A 19,751-nucleotide genomic window follows, 5' to 3' on the forward strand; every position below is an offset into this window, starting at 1 on the left:
GGACGGGCCAACAGGGGTCAACCGCTACAATGCCGCGATCATATCGTTCTTCAAATTTCATGCCCTTCATTTCCTCCCGTAGTCTCCGGATTGCTGTCGTTGCGGTGTCTTTGGCCATGTTGGGCGCATGCGGCTCGGTCCGCTCCACCGGTGACAAAGCGGTGGGCGTGTTGACGCCATACAAAATAGATATCGTTCAAGGCAATGTGGTGACCCGTGAGCAACTGGCGGTGTTGCGCGTGGGCATGCCCCGCGCTATCGCCCAAGACGTGTTGGGCACTCCCTTGCTGACCAGTGTGTTTCATGCTGACCGTTGGGACTATGTATTTACCCTCAAGCGCCAGGGCAGCGAACCGCAAGCCCGCAAGGTGACCGTGTTTTTTGCAGGCGACACCATCAGCCGTATTGAAGCGGACGAGTTGCCCAGCGAGACGGAGTTCGTCTCTACCTTGCGCGGCAAAGTTGCAACGGGCCCTATCCCTCCTTTGACTGCTTCTGAAGAGTCACTGAAAAAATTCCCGGCTCCAAAGCGGGACAGCGGCGCTGCCGCAACCAGTCCTTCCACCGGAGCCACTGGAACCGCCTATCCACCGTTGGAACCCAGCGGACTTTGATCCCCCTTTCTGAGAAGTAGTCACACTATGACGCACACCATCGCCATTGCCGGCGCCTCCGGCCGCATGGGCCAAATGTTGATAGAAGCAGTCCGCGCGGCGGACGACTGCACGCTTGCGGGTGCTCTGGATATCGCCGGCAGCCCGGCGCTGGGTCTGGATGCCGGTGCGTTCTCGGGCAAAGCCGCGGGCGTGTTGATTACGTCGGATCTGCATGAAGGCTTGAAGCACAGCAAGGCGCTGATTGACTTCACCCGGCCTGAAGGCACACTGGCACACCTGCAGGTGTGCCGCGAATTGGGTGTTGCAGCAGTCATCGGGACCACCGGGTTTACCGACGAGCAAAAGGCCGAAATCGCCGAGATCGCCAAGTCCATTCCCATCATGATGGCGCCCAATATGAGCGTCGGGGTCAATGTGACGTTGAAGCTGTTGGAGATGGCGGCCAAGGCACTCTCTACAGGCTACGACATTGAAATTGTGGAAGCCCACCACCGCCACAAGGTGGATGCTCCCTCCGGCACCGCGCTCAAGATGGGCGAAGTCATCGCCGACGCCCTCGGTCGTGATTTGAAGGGGTGCGCTGTGTACGAGCGCTATGGCGTGACCGGGGAGCGCGATCCGTCCAGCATCGGGTTTGCCACCATCCGCGGTGGCGACATCGTGGGTGACCACACGGTCTTGTTTGCCGGCACCGGCGAGCGGATTGAAATCACCCACAAATCGTCCAGCCGCGCCACCTATGCGCAAGGCAGTTTGCGTGCGGTGCGCTACCTCGCAGGGCGCGCCCCCGGCCTGTACGACATGTTTGATGTGCTCAATTTGAAATGAACCCCTGGCAAACCATCTTCCAGGGTGATGCCGTGCACACCAGCGTAGCGCTGGTGCTTCTGGGCATGTCCGTGGCAGCATGGTTTGTGATTTTTTGGAAGGGCTGGCTGTTGCGCAGAGCCCTGTCGGATGTGGCTCGCGGCACAGCCGCCTTTTGGCAGTCGCCGGATATGCCTGCCGCTGTAGCTGCGTTGCCGGCGTTTGACCGCGAAGGTCTGGTGTTGCCGTTGGTGCAGGCCGCGAATCTGCAACAGCCGGGTACCTTGGCAGGTGCCGGCGACCGCGGTCAGCAACTCACCCGGGTGCTGCGCAATGCACTGCATGCTGTGCTGCTGCGCTTGCAGGCTGGGCAAGTGCTGCTGGCAACAGTAGGTTCCACCTCCCCTTTTGTCGGCTTGTTGGGCACTGTGTGGGGCATTTATCACGCGCTCGTGGGTATTACCGGTGGCGGGCAAGTCAGTATTGATGCGATTGCAGGCCCGGTGGGCGAAGCGCTGATCATGACAGCGGCCGGCTTGGCGGTAGCGATTCCTGCCGTGTTGGCCTACAACATTTTCGGCCGCTTGATCGGTCGCATCGAAGCCGACCTGGAAGGCTTTGCGCTCGATCTGCGGGAGCTGGTTCTCGCGCGCGACGCCGAGGGTTGACCATGGCGTTCGGCCGCCTTGAGCGCTCCAGCAGTCCGCAACCCATGAGCGAGATCAACATGACGCCGCTGATCGATGTCATGTTGGTGCTCCTGGTGATCTTCATCATCACAGCCCCCTTGATGGTCAACGCGGTCAAAGTGGCGCTGCCGCAAGCCGAAGGTGCACAGGCGCTCAATGCGCCCCAATCGTTGGCAGTCACCCTGGATGCCGACGGCAAGGTGTACCTGAACGACCAGCTCTTGGAAAAACCTGCCGTGGCGAACGCATTTCAAGAAGCCGCCAAACGCAACCCTGATACGGAAGTCCAGTTGCGCGCAGACGCCACCGTGCCCTACGGCAAGGTGGTCGAACTGATGGGCTGGGCCCAGAAAGCCGGCCTGAGCAAGATCGGATTCGTGGCAGAACCCGGGGCGCCGACTCAGCCCTGAAATGCGCGCGCAGTGCAGCGCCTAAAATCGCACCAAGCCTTTCTATCCGGTAGCGCTATTGCTATCCACTCCCCATGCAAGACAAATACCAGCACCTCGACGTAGAAAAATCCGCGCAAGCCCATTGGGCGCAGCCTTTGTGGAACGGTGACACCGCCTACCGGGTCACCGAAAACACCGTGGGCGTGGACGGCAAGCCTAAGAAAAAGTTTTACGCCTGCTCGATGTTGCCCTACCCCAGCGGCAAGCTGCACATGGGCCACGTGCGCAACTACACCATCAACGACATGCTGGCGCGCTACCTGCGCATGAACGGCCACAACGTGCTCATGCCCATGGGTTGGGACGCGTTTGGTCTGCCCGCCGAGAACGCCGCGCTCAAAAACAAGGTGCCACCCGCCCAGTGGACCTTTGACAACATCGCCTACATGAAGGGCCAGATGCAGGCCATGGGCCTGGCCATCGACTGGAGCCGCGAAGTCGCCACTTGTGACCCACAGTACTACAAGTGGAATCAATGGCTGTTCCTGAAGATGCTCGAAAAAGGCATCGCCTACCGCAAGACCCAGGTGGTGAACTGGGACCCGGTGGACCAGACTGTGTTGGCCAACGAGCAGGTGATTGACGGCAAAGGCTGGCGCACCGGTGCGGTGGTCGAGAAGCGCGAGATCCCCGGCTATTACCTCAAGATCACGGACTACGCGCAAGAGCTGCTGGACCATGTGCAGATGGGTAACGACAAGGCCACGCTGACCGGCTGGCCCGACCGCGTGCGCCTGATGCAGGAAAACTGGATCGGTAAAAGCGAGGGCGTACGCTTTGCGTTCACCCACGACATCAAGGATTCGACCGGCGCATTGATTGGCGACGGCCGCATGTACGTGTTCACCACCCGTGCCGACACGGTGATGGGTGTGACCTTCTGCGCCGTGGCGCCCGAACACCCCTTGGCGCTGCACGCTGCGGCGGGCAATGCCAGCCTGGCCGCGTTTCTGGAGGAGTGCAAGTCAGGCGGCACCACCGAAGCCGAACTGGCCACACAGGAGAAAAAAGGCCAGCCTACCGGCCTGTTTGTGACGCACCCGCTGACGGGCGCCCAAGTCGCCGTCTGGGCTGGCAACTATGTGCTCATGGGCTATGGCGATGGCGCCGTGATGGGCGTGCCCGCGCACGACGAACGCGACTTCGCGTTTGCCAAGAAGTACGGCATCGAGATCAAACAAGTGGTGGTCGTAGACGGAGAAACTTTCTCGCTCGAAGCCTGGGCGGATTGGTACGGCGACAAGCAGCGCGCTGTAGCCGTGAACTCCGGCCAATACGACGGCTTGGCCTACAAGGCCGCCGTGGATGCGGTGGCTGCAGACCTGGTCGCCAAAGGCCTGGGCGAGAAGAAAACCACGTGGCGCCTGCGCGACTGGGGTGTGAGCCGCCAGCGCTACTGGGGCACACCCATCCCGATCATCCATTGCGAAGAACACGGCGCGGTGCCCGTGCCTGAAAAAGACCTGCCAGTGGTGTTGCCGATGGATTGCATTCCCGACGGCTCGGGCAACCCGCTGCACAAGCATGAAGGTTTTCACGCCGGTGTGGTCTGCCCCGTGTGCGGCAAGGCCGCGCGCCGCGAGACCGACACCATGGATACCTTTGTGGACTCGTCCTGGTATTTCATGCGCTATTGCGACCCTAAGAACGCGGAGGCGATGGTGGCTGGCGGCACGGACTACTGGATGCGCGATCAAGTGGCCGCCACCGGTGGCAGCGGCATGGACCAGTACATCGGCGGTATCGAACACGCCATCCTGCACCTGCTTTACGCCCGCTTCTGGACCAAGGTGATGCGTGATCTGGGCCTGGTGAAGGTGGACGAGCCCTTCACCAAGCTGCTCACGCAGGGTATGGTGCTCAACCACATTTACTCCCGCAAAACCGCCAAGGGCGGCAAAGAGTATTTTTGGCCGCACGATGTGGAGCATGTGCAGGACGAGGCGGGCAAGGTGGTGGGTGCCAAGCTCATCAACCCGGTCGACAGCGCCGACGGCATGCTGCCCGTAGGCACGGCCATCGACTACGAGGGCGTGGGCACCATGTCCAAGTCCAAGAACAACGGCGTGGACCCGCAGGAGCTCATCGCGAAATACGGCGCAGACACGGCCCGTATCTACACCATGTTCACCTCGCCCCCCGAGGCCACGCTGGAGTGGAACGACTCGGCGGTGGAAGGCAGCTACCGCTTTTTGCGCCGCGTCTGGAACTTTGGCTACAAGCTGTCTGCTATGGATTCTGTAGCTGCTCGCGCAAGCGTGGCGGGGGCTAAGAGCCTTAATGACGTGGAATTCGGCAAAGAAGCCAAGGCGCTGCGCTTGGAGATGCACACCGTGCTGAAACAGGTGGACTTTGACTACCAGCGCATGCAATACAACACCGTGGTGTCCGGCACCATGAAGATGATCAACGCGCTGGAAGGCTTCAAGGCGCTGGACAGTGCCGGTGCTCAGGTGGCGCTGATCGAAGGCTTCGGCATCCTGCTGCGCTGCCTGTACCCGGCCACGCCGCACTTGTCGCACGCACTGTGGTCTGAGCTGGGCTATGCCTCCGCGCTGGGCGACCTGTTGGATGCGCCCTGGCCGCAAGTGGACGCAGCCGCTTTGGTGCAGGACGAGATCGAGCTGGTGCTGCAAATCAACGGCAAGCTGCGCGGCGCGGTGCGCGTGCCGGCCGGTGCGAGCAAAGAGGCCATCGAGGCGGCCGCGCTGGCCAGCGAGGTGTTCTTGAGCCACGCGGCAGGTGCGGCGGCCAAGAAGGTCATCGTGGTGCCCGGTCGCTTGGTCAACATCGTCGTCTGAGCGCCATGCTGAGCCGCCGATCACTATGCGCACTGCCCTTGGCTGCTCTGCTGGGAGCCTGCGGCTTTAAGCTGCGTGGCAAGCAAACCTACGCCTTTGAAACGATTGCCGTCACCCCTGAAAAGGGGGCGGCAGTGGCAGCGGAGCTCAGTCGCTACTTGGGCGACATGGTGCGGCCGGTGGCGCCGCCTGCGGGTGGAGTGCCCCCTGAGGTGATCGTCGATATCTTGGGCGAGACGCGTGAAAAGGTCATCGTGGCCCTGAACGCGTCCGGCCAGGTGCGTGAATACCAGCTGCGCATCAAAGTGCGCTTTCGCATGCGCAGCGCCCAGGGTCGCGACCTGATCGAGCCGACAGACATCCTGCAAGAGCGCGACATCAGCTTCAACGAATCTGCGGTGCTGGCCAAAGAGGCCGAAGAGGTGCTGCTCTACCGCGACATGCAGTCCGACATCGTGCAGCAACTGCTGCGCCGGATTGCGGCTGTGAAAACCCTGGAGCCCTGAGCATGGCGCTGGACCGGGTGGACCAGACCTTGCTGGAGTTGCTCCAGAAAGACGGGCGCATGAGTGCGCAAGCCCTGTCTGAGGTGGTCAACCTGTCTGCGCGCGCCACGCTCAACCGCATTCACAAGCTCGAGGACGAGGGGCATATCGAAGGCTACCGTGCCTTGCTGGCCCGCCAGTCCATCGGTGAGCATGTGTCGGTGTTTGCCGAAATCGCCCTCAAAGACCAGCGCCAGGCCACGGTGCAGCGTTTTGAGCAGGCCATGGTCGCCTGCCCGGAGGTGATTGCCTGCTACCTGGTCAGCGGCCGCTACGACTACCTGGTCCGCCTGGCCTGCCGCGATCTGAACCACTACCGCGAACTCACCAACACCTGGATTGACGATGTCGGCCTCGGCGTAGACAAAGTCGTCACCAGCACCGAGCTGCAAACGGTGAAAGAGTTCGCCGGTTTCCCGCTGATGGTGCGGACAACCCGGTAACTATCGATTTACTCCAGTTCCGATTCGGAAGTGAATTTGTGGGCTTGCAGCGTTTTACGCGCTTTGCTGCGCTGACTTCGTCGCTTTACAGCACGATAGGCCTCCTAAACTAGGTGTAATAGCCGGAGAGGCCTTGAATGCGGAATCCGCACTGGATTCGCAATTCCTCCCGGCACATTGCCCGAGGAGCAGCCCATGACCCGCTATATCGACGTTCACGACATGCAAGCCCTGGTGCGCCAGCACGGCCTGGCCCCCATGATGTCGGAGATGGCCCAGACCATCCGCGAAGACTTCTCGCGCTGGGAAGACTTTGACAAATCCCCCCGCACCGCCAACCACAGCACCAACGGTGTGATCGAGCTCATGCCGGTGTCTGACAACGCGCTGTACGCGTTCAAGTATGTGAACGGCCACCCCAAAAACCCGTTGCAAGGCCTGTCCACCGTGATGGCGTTCGGCGTGCTGGCCGATGTGGCCACCGGTTACCCCGAGCTGCTCAGCGAGCTCACCATCACCACCGCCCTGCGCACGGCCGCCACTTCGGCCATGGCCGCCAAAGTGCTGGCCCGCCCTGAGAGCAGCACCATGGCCTTGATCGGCAACGGCTCGCAAAGCGAGTTCCAGGCGATTGCTTTCATGACCCAGCTCGGCATCCGCACGCTGCGCGTGTTTGATGTGGACACCCGGGCGACCGACAAGCTGGTGGCCAACCTGCGCAGCTACACCGAGTCCGGTGCCCTAACCATCGTGCGCTGTGCGTCTACCCGCGAGGCGGTGCGCGGCGCCGATATCGTGACCACGGTCACGGCCGACAAGACCAACGCGACCATCCTGAGCGCCGACATGATCGAGCCCGGCATGCACCTCAATGCGGTGGGCGGGGACTGCCCCGGCAAGACCGAGTTGGAAGCGTCCATCTTGAACCACGCCAAGGTGTTCGTGGAGTTTGAGCCGCAAACCCGGGTGGAGGGCGAGTTGCAGCAAATGCCGGCAGACTTTGTCACGCATCCGCTGTGGCAAGTGCTGGCGGGCACCGCAGCTGGCCGCGACAGCGCGGAGCAAGTCACGCTGTTTGACTCGGTGGGCTTTGCCCTGGAGGACTTGTCGGCCCTGCGCTATGTGCACGCCCTTTCTAAGAAGCTAGGGGTGGGCAGTACCGTGCAACTGGTGCCCGACCTGGCGGACCCTAAAGACCTGTTCGCCTGCGCGACAGCAGCCCGCGCACCATTGCGCAAAGCAGCATGAGCCAGCCGGTGCTACACATCGTCGGCGCAGCGGTGGGCGAGGGTGCCAGCGATGGCGGATGCAAATGGGGCGCGTCCGCCTTGAAAGACCATGGCTTGCAGCGCGCCTTGGCGGCGAGCGGTCGCACGGTCACTTGGGGCGAGACGGTGAGCGCCCAGCCCATGCTGGCCACCAGCCGCTTGGGCGCGATTGAAGCGTTTTCGGCGCAACTGGCCGGCACCGTGGCGCAGGTTCTGCAGCAGGGCCAACAGCCTTTGGTGGTAGGTGGCGATCACTCCTGTGCCGTGGGCACCTGGAGTGCCGTGGCGGAGCATTTGCGCCCCCGGGGTTCGTTGGGCTTGATTTGGATTGATGCCCACCTCGACGCCCACACCCCCGACACGTCGGACAGCCAAGCCCCCCACGGAATGCCGGTGGCCGCGTTGCTCGGGCATGGCTCTGCCGGCATGACCGATGTGTTTGGCTGGCGCCACAAGCTGCAGCCCGCGCAGCTGGTCATCATCGGTGCCCGCAGTTATGAGCCGGCCGAGCAGACGCTGCTGGCCCGCCTAGGGGTGCGCGTGATGTACATGCCCGAGGTGCTGGAGCGGGGCTTTGCCGCCTGCTTTGCAGAGGCCCGGGAGCGGGTGCAAGCCGGCACAGCGGGCTGGGGCATCAGCTTCGACCTCGATGGCCTGGACCCGCGCGACGCGCCCGGCACCGGCACGCCGGTGGAGCAGGGCATACGCCTGGCCGATGTGCTGGAGGCTTTGGCGGGCTGCAGCCAAGACCCCCGCTTTGTGGCCATGGAGCTCACGGAATACAACCCATTGCGCGACTTCGGAGGGCAGACCGCGCAGGCGGCAACCGCTCTGCTATGCGCTGCACTCGCGCCCGTAGACGAGGCGCTGGAACTGGCCGCCTAGCGCTGAACCGGCGTCGCTGCGCGGCACTGGGGCCAAGTAAACTCGGCAGCCTATGCAAGTCGCGGCCCACCAACTCCAGAACCACCTGCAACGCGGGCTCAAAAGCCTGTACACCTTGCACGGTGACGAGCCACTGCTGCAGCAAGAGGCGCTGGATGCCATCCGCGCCGTGGCCCGCACCCAGGGCTACACCGAGCGCACCTCCCACACGGTGGCAGGGGCCCATTTCGACTGGAGTGAGGTGCTGGCTGCCGGCGGCTCGCTCAGCTTATTTGCCGACAAGCAAATTGTGGAGATCCGCATTCCCAGCGGCAAACCTGGAAAAGACGGTAGCGTGGCCCTGCAACAGTTGGCCGAGGCCGCCCAGGGCAACGACTCTACGCTCACCATCGTCATGCTGCCGCGCCTGGACAAGATGACCAAGTCCGGCGCCTGGTTTTCAGCCCTAGAGAGCTACGGCATTTCGCTGCAGGTGGACCCGGTCGAGCGCAGTGCTTTGCCGCAGTGGATCGCACAGCGGCTGGCTGCACAGGGTCAGCGGGTGCAGGGGGGGGAAGAGGGGCAACGCACCCTGCAGTTCTTTGCGGACCGCGTGGAAGGCAACCTGCTGGCCGCGCACCAGGAAATTCAAAAACTCGGCCTCCTCTACCCCGCCGATGCCGGAGACGGGGTGCTGACGCAGGCTCAGGTCGAGAGCGCGGTACTCAATGTCGCTCGCTACGACGTATTCAAGCTCTCTGAGGCGGTGCTCGCCGGGCAAGCCGCGCGGGTGCAGCGCATGCTGGACGGCCTGCAGGCCGAGGGTGAAGCCGAGGTGCTGGTGCACTACACCTTGGCCGAAGACATCCGCGCCCTCAAGCGCGTCAAAGACGCCATGGGCCAGGGCCGCCCTCTGCCGATGGCCTTGCGCGAGAACCGCATCTGGGGTGCCAAAGAGCGCCTGTTTGAGCGGGTGCTGCCCAAATTGTCGGAGCGCACCTTGGCGGAGTTGCTGCAGTCCGCCCACGTGGTGGACGGCATTGTCAAAGGCCTGAAGCAGCCCGACTGGCCGGCCAGTGGCTGGCAGGCTTTGCGCCGGCTGGCCTTGCAGGTGTGCGCACTGTGTGCAGGTGGGCAAAGACCGGGCGGCGTAGTTGCCCGGCGCTAGAGGTTGGAGCAACCGAACTTATTGCAGCTTTTCGAAAGCTGATGCCCCAATTTTTTTGGCGAGGGATTCGATGCCTTGCCAAGCATTCCGGTAATAGTCCTCAATTGAAAATTGCTTACTTCCTGCGACCACGGTTGCCTTGATTTCATCTTTCCCGGCAAAAGCACCTGCAAAGAAGCGCGCCCCGTCGCTCCGTTCGGCGTAATCTTTGATGGTTAAAACTGCCTCGGAGGCGTTAGAGACTCTGGCGCCCGCGCTAGCGGCTGCCGTGTTGTAGCCCTCTTGGATCAGTGATGGAACAGTTGGGCGAACCTGGCAAGCACCACAATCCAGAACAATCTTGAGGCTCGGTACTGTTGTGGCGGCGGCTGTGTTGGAGGAGGCCGGTTTGGGGCTGCTGGCGCAACCTCCCAAAGCAGCGAGGGAAATGCCTACAACAAGTGCTGAAAAACGCGCCATGCTGTCGAGTCCATTGAGTTAAAGAGGCGCAATCTTAGGGGCTTCACTACACATCCACCATCCCCCAAACGGGGGATTCGAGTTGATCTGCAAAAATAGGATCATGACTGCGTTTGAACAGACCAAGCACTTGGGTGAGCGCGACGGATTACGTCACAACCAAATCCCTATCCGCTTGCACCTGGCGCTGGGTGACGCTTGGTTGTTGCTGGAGGCGCAGCAATGGAACGATCGCGGGTTTTGTTTTTTTCACGCGCAAGAATTACTGGACGGCCCCATTGCATTGAAGCGCAGCTTGCAACACTTTTCCGGCGAAATCGTGTGGTCCAGAGCATGCCAAGACAAAGCTCAAGTGATGGACATGCTGCTGAACGAGGCCATCCACCAGCAGGCTGAAAAAATCAACACCCAAGCCGAGACCCGCAAGCGCTTGCTGGGCTTGATGCGTGTGCCAGGAATGGTCGAAGCCAAGCGGCGGGTATTGGGTGCTTTGGGGAATGTACGGACTTCAGGGCAATGGGAGTCGCTGCTGCTGCAGCGGATGCAAGAACCACTTTTTCAGTCGGGTGTGCGAGTTGAATCTGCAGCCTGGAACTCTGTGGTGACAGAGGCGTTGAAATTGGGCGTCGTCGTGCAAGATTTGGAACGCTGGTCAGGCGTATTGGGTGGCCGTTGAGAGGCTCAGAACCCGCCTCGGCGGGGCTATTTTCCGGTTCTGCGAAAATCAGCGCATGAACGCGTCCAACACCACCGAATACACCCTGGCCCTCGGTTCTCAAGCAAAAGTGGCATCAGCCCAGATGGCGCGTGCGCCGGCAGCTATTAAAAACAGAGCGCTCCGGGCGCTGGCCCGCCTGCTGCGCGAAAACACCCAGGCCCTGCAGATCGACAACGCCAAGGACATCGAGCGCGCGGTGGCCAACGGACTCTCCGGCCCCATGGTGGACCGCCTCCAGCTCACCCCCAAGGTGCTCGAAACTTGCGCCGAAGGCTGCGAGCAGCTGGCGGCCATGGCCGATGTGATCGGCGAAATCATCGGCATGAAGCAGCAGCCCAGCGGCATCCGTGTGGGGCAGATGCGGGTGCCCATTGGCGTGTTCGGCATGATTTTCGAGAGCCGGCCCAATGTGACGATTGAGGCAGCCAGCCTGTCCATCAAAAGCGGCAACGCCTGCATTTTGCGCGGCGGTTCCGAGGCCATTGACTCCAACAAGGCACTGGCCAAGCTGGTGCAGCAGGCGCTCACCGAGGCCGGCCTGCCCGCCGACGCGGTGCAGCTGGTGCAAACCACCGACCGCGACGTGGTGGGCCAGCTGATCGCCATGCCCCAGTTTGTGGACGTGATCATTCCGCGAGGTGGCAAAGGGCTGATCGAGCGCATCAGCCGCGACGCCAAAGTACCCGTCATCAAGCACCTGGACGGCAATTGCCATACCTATGTGGACGACCCGTGCGACATCGCCATGGCGGTCAAGGTGGCGGACAACGCCAAAACCAACAAATACAGCCCCTGCAACGCCACCGAAGGCCTGCTGGTAGCGCGCGGAGTGGCCGCGCAGTTTCTGCCACTGATCGGCGCGGTGTATGCGGCTAAGGGCGTGGAGATGCGCTGCGACCCCGAAGCGCTGGCTATTTTGGAGTCAAATAGGCCTCTAGCCCTCGCAAATACTGCGCAGGCAGCTCCTGAAATAATAGCTAAGCTGGTGCCCGCCACTGAACAGGATTGGTACGAGGAGTACCTGGCCCCGATCGTCAGCGTGAAGCTGGTGGACGGGGTGGACGAGGCGATTGCCCATATCAACCAGTATTCATCACACCACACCGACGCCATCCTGACCACCAACCACGTGCACGCCCAGAAGTTCCTGCGCGAGGTCGATTCGGCCAGTGTCATGGTCAACGCCAGCACCCGCTTTGCCGATGGCTTTGAATACGGCCTCGGCGCCGAAATCGGCATCAGCACCGACAAGTTCCACGCCCGGGGCCCCGTGGGCATTGAGGGGCTGACCTCGCTGAAATATGTGGTGCTGGGGGAGGGCGAAGTGCGCAGTTGAGTGCAGTACTGGACCCTTCACGGGATCTACTGACATACCCTAAACGTGGATTAATTCCTTGTTTTGATACTTTTCCCGGTGTAACTTAGGCGACGAGCAAGACGCTTAGACAAACTTGTGCCTGACGAGCGCAGTTGGAACCGGAAAGTTAAGAACATGAGCATCTCGCTTCTCTCCAAATTGGAGAAAATTACGGCTACCCGTGACTTCGCCGCCATTGAGCAGAGTTTGTTGCGGGCCATTGGCTCTACCGTCCATGTTGAAGACTTGTCCTTGTGGACGCTGGATGCGAACCAAGAGGTCACCAAAGCGCTTCATTACTACCGCCAAATCGAAGTGCTTGCCGGGAGCATGGGGCGAGATACCGAGCAGGTGGATACGGTCTACGCGAACATCGAAGTCCCCGCGGATGTTCGCAGTCTTGCGCAAACAGTGGTCTTGAGCCTCAAACCTGCCTCCCGCAGAACCGAATCCGGCGGCCTACAGATGTTTCCGCTGATGGGCTCCCAGGGACTGAGTGGCTTGATCAGCATGCGCTTGCGCCAGCCCATGGGTGAGCACGACCAGGGGCTCATCAACGGGATACTGCGGGTCTACTCCAATTACCACGCGCTGCTCGACGAAAGTCAACGCGATCGGCTCACGGGGCTGTACAACCGGCATGCCATGGATTTGAACATTGACCGTATGTGGTCGGTGCTCGGGCGGGAGTCTGCGCAATCGGACGCCCGACGTAGCAGCGTGGTGCAGATGTACGGCTTGGCAGTGATCGATATCGATCACTTTAAAAAGGTCAATGACCATCACGGCCACATCCTGGGGGATGAAATACTGCTCCTGGTCTCTCGCCTGATTTCAAGTTGCTTCCGGAAAAGCGATCCGGTCTACCGGTATGGCGGTGAAGAATTTCTGGTGGTGGCCGGAGCGGAGTCACCCCAAGCTATGCACACCCTGTTTGAGCGGGTACGCAGCAAGGTGGAGGGCCACCACTTTCCACAAGTTGAAAGCGTGACGGTGAGCGTAGGTTACGCCATCATTGATCCGGCCCTCTCGCCATCAGAAAACATCGGACGTGCCGACAGAGCCCTCTATTGCGCCAAAGAAAGGGGGCGCAACCAAGTGCAGTCTTTCGGTGATTTGCTCAAACAGGGCTTGATCAGAGATATGCGGTATGGTTCCACCGAGCTCTTCTAGCCGGGGCGCTTGTAAAAACCTTTGTCATACCCATGTGTCGTGGCACTTCTAAAATAAAGCCCGACACCCCCCAAAGAAAGCCCCTAGAGCATGGTCCCGCATCTCATCACCGCCCTGACCGGCCCCATCAATGAACTCGAGCAGCGGATCCTGGATTCCATGCCCGCGATTGAGCGTTGGTTCCGCTTGGAGTGGATGGAGCACACACCGCCGTTCTATACCGCCGTGGATGTGCGCAATGCCGGCTTCAAGCTCGCACCGGTAGACACCGACTTTTTCCCCGGGGGCTGGAACAACCTGACCCCCGCCATGCTGCCCTTGGCGGTGCAAGCAGCTCAGGCGGCGATTGAGAAAATCTGCCCCGAAGCGCGCAACCTGTTGATCATTCCCGACAACAACCTGCGCAGCACCTATTACCTGATGAACCTGGCCCAATTGGGGCGCATTTTCAACATGGCCGGCTTGAATGTGCGCATCGGCTCCATCAGCGCGGACATCAAGAAAAGTACCAAAATCGATTTGCCCGATGGTGATTCCATCACGCTCGACCCCGTGGTACGCACCAAAGGGCGGCTCGGCGTCAAAGACTTTGATCCGTGCACCATTCTGCTGAACAACGACTTGCGTGCCGGCGTGCCAGGAATTCTGGAAGACCTGCACGAGCAGTACCTGTTGCCGCCGCTGCACGCCAGCTGGTCGACCCGCCGCAAGAGCACCCACTTCCGTTGCTACGAAGAGGTGGCCAAGCGCTTCGGCAAACTCATCGGGGTGGACCATTGGCTGATGACACCCATGTTCGAGCCCTATGGCGTGGCGGACCTGCACAGCGCAGAGGGCATTGCGGCTCTGGTGAGCCGCATCGAGGGCATGCTGACCAAGGTCAAGAAGAAATACAAGGAATACGGCATCAAGGAAAAGCCCTTTCTGGTCATCAAGGCCGACAACCGGACCAGCGGAAACACCATCTTCTCGGTGCGCGATACCAAAGATTTAGAGGCCAAACTCCGCAAAATGGGCGCCGGTCTGGAGGCCGGACCCGACCCTCTGGAGCTCATTCTGCAAGAAGGTGTGCTCACCAATGAGCGCGTCAACGATGCTGTGGCCGAGCCCGTGGTCTACATGATGGACCGCTATGTAGTGGGCGGCTTCTACCGGATGCACGCCGAGCGCGGGGTGGATGAAAACCTCAGCGCGCCCGGCACCAGCTACGTGCCACTCGCTTTCGCCGAGAGTACGCACTTACCTCAGCCGGGTGTGCGCCCCGGTGCCAGTGCACCCAACCGCTTCTATATGTACGGAGTGATCGGTCGCCTGGCTATGCTGGCAGCGAGCTACGAGCTGGAAGCCACCGACCCCGACGCAGAGCGCTACGACTGAGCTCCGTCAAGTCTCTCGGGGTGCTGGAGACTCCAAGTTGCTGCAGTGCAACACGGCGCGAAAAAGCCCTGGAAACGTGGCTTTGGCACTTGCCGGCCCGTTTACAAAGCGCAAAATAGCGTTCCCTTAAGGAACGGAACCCGGCGTCCATCGTAGGCTGGGGGTTTTTGTGTCAGCATCCAAATCGTCTCTCGCGGCACTCACGCTCGGTGCCATCGGCGTTGTATACGGCGACATCGGCACCAGTGTGCTGTACGCACTGAAAGAGGTCTTCGGCTCCGGCCATGTCCCTTTCACTGAGGACAATGTCTACGGCATCCTCTCCATCTTTTTCTGGACCCTGACGGTCATCGTCTCCATCAAATATGTGGTGTTGGTCCTGCGGGCCGACAACCACGGTGAAGGCGGACTGGTCGCCATGTTGGCACTGGCCTCGCAGTCGGTCAAAGACAAGCCGAAGCTGCGCCGGGTGCTGTTGATACTCGGCATCTTCGGAACCTGTTTGTTTTACGGCGATGGTGTGATCACCCCGGCCATCTCGGTCTTGTCGGCTGTGGAAGGTCTGGAGGTGATTTCCCCCGGCTTTAAGCGCTTCGTGATTCCGCTCACGCTGGTGATTCTGTTTTGCCTGTTTGCGGTGCAAAAGCGCGGCACGGCGGGTATCGGTAAGTTCTTCGGTCCGATCACGGTAGTCTGGTTTATCACCATTGCCGTGCTGGGGGTGAGTCACATCATCGACCAACCGCGCATTTTGTGGGCCATCAGCCCGCATTACGCGCTCAGCTTCATGTGGAATAACCCGGGCACGACCTTCATCATCCTGGGTGCGGTGGTGCTGTGCGTGACCGGCGGCGAAGCGCTTTACGCAGACATGGGCCACTTCGGCAAACAGCCTATCCGTTTGGCATGGTTCTCCATCGTCATGCCTGCGCTGACGCTCAATTACTTCGGGCAAGGGGCCTTGTTGCTGGACCACCCGGAGGCCGTCAAAAACCCCTTCTACCTGATGGCGCCTGACTGGGCCTTGTTGCCCTTGGTGGGCCTAGCCACCATGGCGACCGTGATCGCCTCGCAAGCCTTGATTTCGGGTGCGTTCTCGGTCACCAAGCAGGTCATTCAGTTGGGCTACCTGCCCCGCCTGCAGGTCACGCACACCAGCGTGAAGGACACCGGCCAGATCTACCTGCCCTTCGTAAATTGGGGCTTGTTTGTGGCAATCGTCCTGGCGGTGGTGATGTTCAAGTCGTCCAGCAATCTGGCGGCCGCGTATGGCATTGCAGTGTGTACCGACATGCTGATCACCACCATCCTGACGTTTTATGTGGTGCGCTACAACTGGAAATACCCGTTGTGGCTGTGCGTGGGTGCAACCGGGTTTTTCTTTGTGGTGGACTTCGCGTTCTGGGCGTCCAACCTGTTGAAATTCTTTGAAGGTGGCTGGTTCCCGCTGGCCATCGGGGGCGCCATTTTTACGCTCATGATCACCTGGAAAGACGGGCGACGCCTGCTCAACGAGAAACTGCGGGCGGACTCGCTGGACCTGTCGAGCTTTTTGGAAGCGGTGTTTGTCAGCCCGCCCGCGCGGGTCGAGGGCACGGCCGTGTTTTTGACTGCCGACAAAGGCAGTGTGCCCAACGCGCTCTTGCACAACCTAAAGCACAACAAGGTGCTGCACGCGAACAATCTGTTTGTGACGGTCAAGAGCCATGAGGTGCCCTGGATCGGGCTGGACAAGCGCCTGCAGATCGAGGCGCTGGGCCACGACTGCTGGCAAGTCACCATTAACTACGGCTTTAAAAACGACCCGGATGTGCCTAAGGCTCTGGAGCAAATGCGGGGGCGGGGTTGCGCGCTCGACGCCATGACCACCAGCTACTTCTTGTCCCGCGACACCGTGGTGCCCACCTTGGGCGAGGGCATGGCCCCGTGGCGTGAGAAGCTGTTTGCCCAAATGCACCACAACGCCAGTGCAGCCGCGGATTTTCTGAATCTGCCCAACAACTCGGTGGTGGAGCTGGGCTCCAAAATTGAGATTTAGATGTTTGTGCCCCCACGCTCCGCCGCGGTGCGGGTCGCTGCCCCCCGAGGGGGCTAACCCGCTTTGGGGCGGCCCGGCAGCGGGTTGATGTCTCACGCCGCGCCGACGCGCGGAGTGAGGCTCGCATCGCTGACAATGCAGCCATGCATTTTTTCAAAGACCTGAGCCTCTCAGCCTTCACGGCCGGTTTTGTAGCGGTGTTGGTGGGCTTTACCAGTTCGGTGGCCATCGTCTTTCAAGCGGCACTAGCACTGGGGGCCACGCCGGACATGGTGGCCTCCTGGATGTGGGCGCTGGGTATCGGCATGGGACTGTGTACCCTGCTGCCCTCCCTGTGGCTCAAAAAGCCGGTGATGGTGGCTTGGAGCACACCGGGCGCCGCGGTACTGGCCACCGCGGCTACGGCAGGGGGCTTCACCATGGCCGATGGGGTGGGCGCATTCATGTTGTGCGCGCTCCTGATCACGGTGGCGGGCGCCACAGGCTGGTTCGAGCGGGTGATGAACAAAATCCCTTTGTCCCTGGCATCGGCGCTCTTAGCGGGGGTTCTGGCCCGCTTCGGCTTGCAGGGCTTTGCCGCAGCGCAAACTGCGGTGCCTCTCGTGGGCTTGATGTTGGTGACCTACCTCTTGGGCAAGCGCATGGCGCCGCGCTATGCGGTTCCTTTGACCTTGCTGGTTGCTATTGTTTTTGTAGCTATCCGCGCAGAGTTCGCGCCGGCCAACATCCATTTTGGCTTCACGACGCCGGTGCTGGTCGCGCCCGCCTTTTCGCTGGCGGCTTTCATCAGCATGTCCTTGCCGCTCTTTGTGGTGACCATGGCCTCCCAGAATCTGCCGGGGGTGGCGGCCATTCAGGCGGCCGGTTTTGCCGACCGCCGCGCGCAGGGGGGAGATGCGGGCATCCCTGTCTCCAAAGTCATTACCCTCACAGGGCTGATGACGCTGGTGTTGGCCCCTTTCGGTGCCTTCGCGCTCAATCTCAGCGCGATCACCGCCGCCATTTGCATGGGGCCGGAGGCGCATGCGCAGCCTGAACGGCGCTATACCGCAGCTGCGTCGTGCGGCGCCATTTATCTGGTGATCGGCCTCTTCGGGGCTGCCATTACCGGGGTGCTGACCGCCTTCCCCAAAGAGCTGGTGGCAGCCATTGCCGGCCTGGCCCTCCTCGGAACTATCGGTGGCGCCATGCACACGGCCGTGCAAGACGAGCGCAACCGCGAAGCGGCGTTGATTACTTTTCTGGTCACGCTCAGCGGCGTCGTAATAGCCGGTGTGGGCTCGGCCTTTTGGGGGGTGGTGGCGGGGGTGTTGGCACTTTTGGTGCAACATACTGGTCGAGTGCCTCCAAGCAAGGCTTGACGGGCCCCGGTGCCGCACCGCAGCATCCCTACTTTTTGCAAAGAGACAGCATGCACATTCTTTTCGTGGCCGACCCGCTGGAGTCCTTCAAAATCTACAAGGACACCACCTTCTCCATGATGCGCGAGGCCCAGAAGCGCGGACACCGCATCAGCGCCTGTGAGCCCAAAGACATCATGTGGCAGCGCGGCGGGCAGGTCACGGCGTATGTGCGCGACATCACGCTCACCAGCGACCCCGATGTCTGGTTCACAGCAGCGCAGCGCAAGCCCGACGAGCGGCCTCAGGCCATCAAGGACTTTGATTGCGTGATCATGCGTAAAGATCCGCCGTTTGACTCCGAGTTTTTCTACGCGACCCATTTGCTAGAGCAGGCGGAGCGCGAGGGCGCCAAGGTGTTCAACAAGCCCCGTGCCCTGCGCGACCACCCCGAGAAATTGGCGATTCTGGAGTTCCCGCAGTTCATCGGCCCGACCCTGGTCACGCGGGATGCCGACGATGTGCGTCGCTTTCACGCCGAGCACCGCGACATTATTTTGAAGCCCCTGGATGGCATGGGCGGCATGGGTATTTTCCGGGTGAAGGACGATGGCCTGAACCTGGGAGGCATCATTGAAACCCTCAACAAAGACGGCGCCCAGACCCTGATGGTGCAAAAGTTCCTGCCGGCGATCAGCGAGGGGGACAAGCGGGTGCTGGTGATTGGCGGCAAACCGGTGCCGTATTGCCTGGCACGGATTCCCCAAGGTGGCGAGGTGCGCGGCAACCTGGCAGCCGGTGGCAAAGGGGTCGCCCAGCCCCTGACCGACAGTGACCGCGCGACTGCCGAGGCGCTGGGGCCGACTCTGGCCGCGCGTGGCTTGTTGCTGGTCGGCCTGGACATCATTGGTGACAGCCTCACGGAAATCAACGTAACCAGCCCGACCTGTTTCCAAGAAATTTTCGACCAGACCGGTTTCGATGTGCCGGCTATGTTTATCGACGCGCTGGAGGCTGCGGTGGCAGCCCGCTCCGCGGTGATGCCGGTACCGGCCAGCAACCCGACCCCGCTGTCGCCCTTCCATCTGGCGTTCCCGGTGCACGACCTAGCAGCGGCGCGCCAGTTCTATGGCGTGACCTTGGGCTGCCCGGAAGGACGCAGCTCACCCGAGTGGATTGACTTTAATTTCTACGGTCACCAGATCGTGGCTCACCTGGCACCCGGCGAATGCGGTACGGCCGCCCGCAGTGCGGTGGATGGCCATGGTGTGCCCGTGCGGCATTTCGGGATCGTGCTGCCGATGGCTGCCTGGGAGGCCATGGCCGCCCGCCTTCAGGCGCAGGGCACGGAGTTCGTGATTGAGCCCTACATCCGCTTTAAGGGGGAGCCCGGTGAGCAGGCCACCATGTTCTTCCTGGACCCCTCGGGCAACGCTATCGAGGTCAAAGCGTTCTCGGACATCGGTCGCTTGTTTGCCAAGTAAGTCACCCCCTCGGGCCGACTTAGTTCACACATTGCAGCCTTTGTAGTGCTGGTTGCGGTGGCGGTGCTGGCGCAGACGGCTATCGGGGCACACAATGCGCTCGTGGCCTGCTGCCCATCGGGGTGTAGCGGCCCGAATCATTCCAAGGAGA

General features: G+C 61.3%; 18 protein-coding genes and 1 pseudogene. 18 read left to right on the forward strand and 1 reads right to left on the reverse strand.

Annotated features, from left to right (window positions below; all coding sequences use genetic code 11):
* Nucleotides 1-59 precede the first annotated feature (59 nt).
* The 10 genes from bamE to holA all read left to right on the forward strand — a co-directional run bounded on the left by bamE (nucleotide 60) and on the right by holA (nucleotide 9,654).
* Nucleotides 60-614: an outer membrane protein assembly factor BamE gene (gene bamE, locus QZW03_RS14765; protein WP_296510780.1), complete on the forward strand. Its 555-nt coding sequence runs from the start codon at nucleotides 60-62 to the stop codon at nucleotides 612-614.
* 27 nt (nucleotides 615-641) lie between these two features.
* Nucleotides 642-1,445, forward strand: a complete 804-nt coding sequence (gene dapB / locus QZW03_RS14770) for a 4-hydroxy-tetrahydrodipicolinate reductase (protein WP_296510781.1) — start codon at nucleotides 642-644, stop codon at nucleotides 1,443-1,445.
* On the forward strand, nucleotides 1,442-2,092 hold the full coding sequence (locus QZW03_RS14775) for a MotA/TolQ/ExbB proton channel family protein (RefSeq protein ID WP_296510782.1): 651 nt from the start codon (nucleotides 1,442-1,444) through the stop codon (nucleotides 2,090-2,092). Before dapB ends, QZW03_RS14775 begins: the two co-directional genes overlap by 4 nt.
* 2 nt (nucleotides 2,093-2,094) lie before the next feature.
* On the forward strand, nucleotides 2,095-2,523 hold the full coding sequence (locus tag QZW03_RS14780) for a biopolymer transporter ExbD (RefSeq protein ID WP_296510783.1): 429 nt from the start codon (nucleotides 2,095-2,097) through the stop codon (nucleotides 2,521-2,523).
* A 74-nt stretch (nucleotides 2,524-2,597) separates the two neighbouring features.
* The gene (leuS, locus tag QZW03_RS14785) at nucleotides 2,598-5,366 is read left to right on the forward strand and encodes a leucine--tRNA ligase (protein WP_296510784.1); all 2,769 of its coding nucleotides are present in this window, start codon (nucleotides 2,598-2,600) and stop codon (nucleotides 5,364-5,366) included.
* Nucleotides 5,367-5,371: 5 nt separating this feature from the next.
* Nucleotides 5,372-5,872: an LPS assembly lipoprotein LptE gene (lptE, locus tag QZW03_RS14790; RefSeq protein ID WP_296510785.1), complete on the forward strand. Its 501-nt coding sequence runs from the start codon at nucleotides 5,372-5,374 to the stop codon at nucleotides 5,870-5,872.
* A gap of 2 nt (nucleotides 5,873-5,874) precedes the next feature.
* Entirely contained in the window at nucleotides 5,875-6,354 is a 480-nt protein-coding gene (locus QZW03_RS14795; RefSeq protein WP_296510786.1) for an Lrp/AsnC family transcriptional regulator, read from the forward strand.
* A gap of 195 nt (nucleotides 6,355-6,549) precedes the next feature.
* Nucleotides 6,550-7,602 (forward strand): ornithine cyclodeaminase, encoded by a 1,053-nt coding sequence (locus QZW03_RS14800; RefSeq protein ID WP_296510787.1) that lies wholly within the window; start codon nucleotides 6,550-6,552, stop codon nucleotides 7,600-7,602.
* Nucleotides 7,599-8,507, forward strand: a complete 909-nt coding sequence (locus QZW03_RS14805) for an arginase (protein WP_296510788.1) — start codon at nucleotides 7,599-7,601, stop codon at nucleotides 8,505-8,507. Before QZW03_RS14800 ends, QZW03_RS14805 begins: the two co-directional genes overlap by 4 nt.
* A gap of 52 nt (nucleotides 8,508-8,559) precedes the next feature.
* Nucleotides 8,560-9,654 (forward strand): DNA polymerase III subunit delta, encoded by a 1,095-nt coding sequence (gene holA, locus QZW03_RS14810; RefSeq protein ID WP_296510789.1) that lies wholly within the window; start codon nucleotides 8,560-8,562, stop codon nucleotides 9,652-9,654.
* Between the two features lie 18 nt (nucleotides 9,655-9,672).
* On the opposite strand, the gene QZW03_RS14815 is transcribed toward holA, so the two are convergent.
* On the reverse strand, nucleotides 9,673-10,113 hold the full coding sequence (locus QZW03_RS14815; protein WP_296510790.1) for a hypothetical protein: 441 nt from the start codon (nucleotides 10,111-10,113) through the stop codon (nucleotides 9,673-9,675).
* Nucleotides 10,114-10,216: 103 nt separating this feature from the next.
* Here QZW03_RS14815 and QZW03_RS14820 point away from each other — a divergent pair, with 103 nt between their 5' ends.
* The 8 genes and pseudogenes from QZW03_RS14820 to QZW03_RS17445 all read left to right on the forward strand — a co-directional run bounded on the left by QZW03_RS14820 (nucleotide 10,217) and on the right by QZW03_RS17445 (nucleotide 19,600).
* Complete coding sequence (locus tag QZW03_RS14820) at nucleotides 10,217-10,789, forward strand: hypothetical protein (protein WP_296510791.1); 573 nt, start codon at nucleotides 10,217-10,219, stop codon at nucleotides 10,787-10,789.
* A gap of 55 nt (nucleotides 10,790-10,844) precedes the next feature.
* Nucleotides 10,845-12,167 (forward strand): glutamate-5-semialdehyde dehydrogenase, encoded by a 1,323-nt coding sequence (locus QZW03_RS14825; protein WP_296510792.1) that lies wholly within the window; start codon nucleotides 10,845-10,847, stop codon nucleotides 12,165-12,167.
* Nucleotides 12,168-12,323: 156 nt separating this feature from the next.
* Nucleotides 12,324-13,361 carry a GGDEF domain-containing protein gene (locus QZW03_RS14830; protein ID WP_296510793.1) on the forward strand — a complete coding sequence of 346 codons (1,038 nt, stop codon included), beginning with the start codon at nucleotides 12,324-12,326 and terminating at the stop codon, nucleotides 13,359-13,361.
* Between the two features lie 90 nt (nucleotides 13,362-13,451).
* Nucleotides 13,452-14,738, forward strand: coding sequence for a glutamate--cysteine ligase (gshA, locus tag QZW03_RS14835; protein ID WP_296510794.1), 1,287 nt, complete (start codon nucleotides 13,452-13,454; stop codon nucleotides 14,736-14,738).
* A 169-nt stretch (nucleotides 14,739-14,907) separates the two neighbouring features.
* Nucleotides 14,908-16,776 carry a potassium transporter Kup gene (locus QZW03_RS14840; protein ID WP_296510795.1) on the forward strand — a complete coding sequence of 623 codons (1,869 nt, stop codon included), beginning with the start codon at nucleotides 14,908-14,910 and terminating at the stop codon, nucleotides 16,774-16,776.
* Between the two features lie 143 nt (nucleotides 16,777-16,919).
* Nucleotides 16,920-18,137 carry a benzoate/H(+) symporter BenE family transporter gene (locus QZW03_RS14845; protein ID WP_296510796.1) on the forward strand — a complete coding sequence of 406 codons (1,218 nt, stop codon included), beginning with the start codon at nucleotides 16,920-16,922 and terminating at the stop codon, nucleotides 18,135-18,137.
* Between the two features lie 50 nt (nucleotides 18,138-18,187).
* Nucleotides 18,188-19,144: pseudogene (gene gshB / locus QZW03_RS14850) on the forward strand (glutathione synthase); the annotation flags it as partial.
* 12 nt (nucleotides 19,145-19,156) lie between these two features.
* Nucleotides 19,157-19,600 (forward strand): VOC family protein, encoded by a 444-nt coding sequence (locus QZW03_RS17445; RefSeq protein WP_366481782.1) that lies wholly within the window; start codon nucleotides 19,157-19,159, stop codon nucleotides 19,598-19,600.
* The last annotated feature ends 151 nt before the right edge of the window (nucleotides 19,601-19,751 follow it).

Source organism: Rhodoferax sp. (assembly GCF_013297935.1).
In the GTDB taxonomy this organism is placed as follows: Bacteria; Pseudomonadota; Gammaproteobacteria; order Burkholderiales; family Burkholderiaceae_C; genus Allorhodoferax.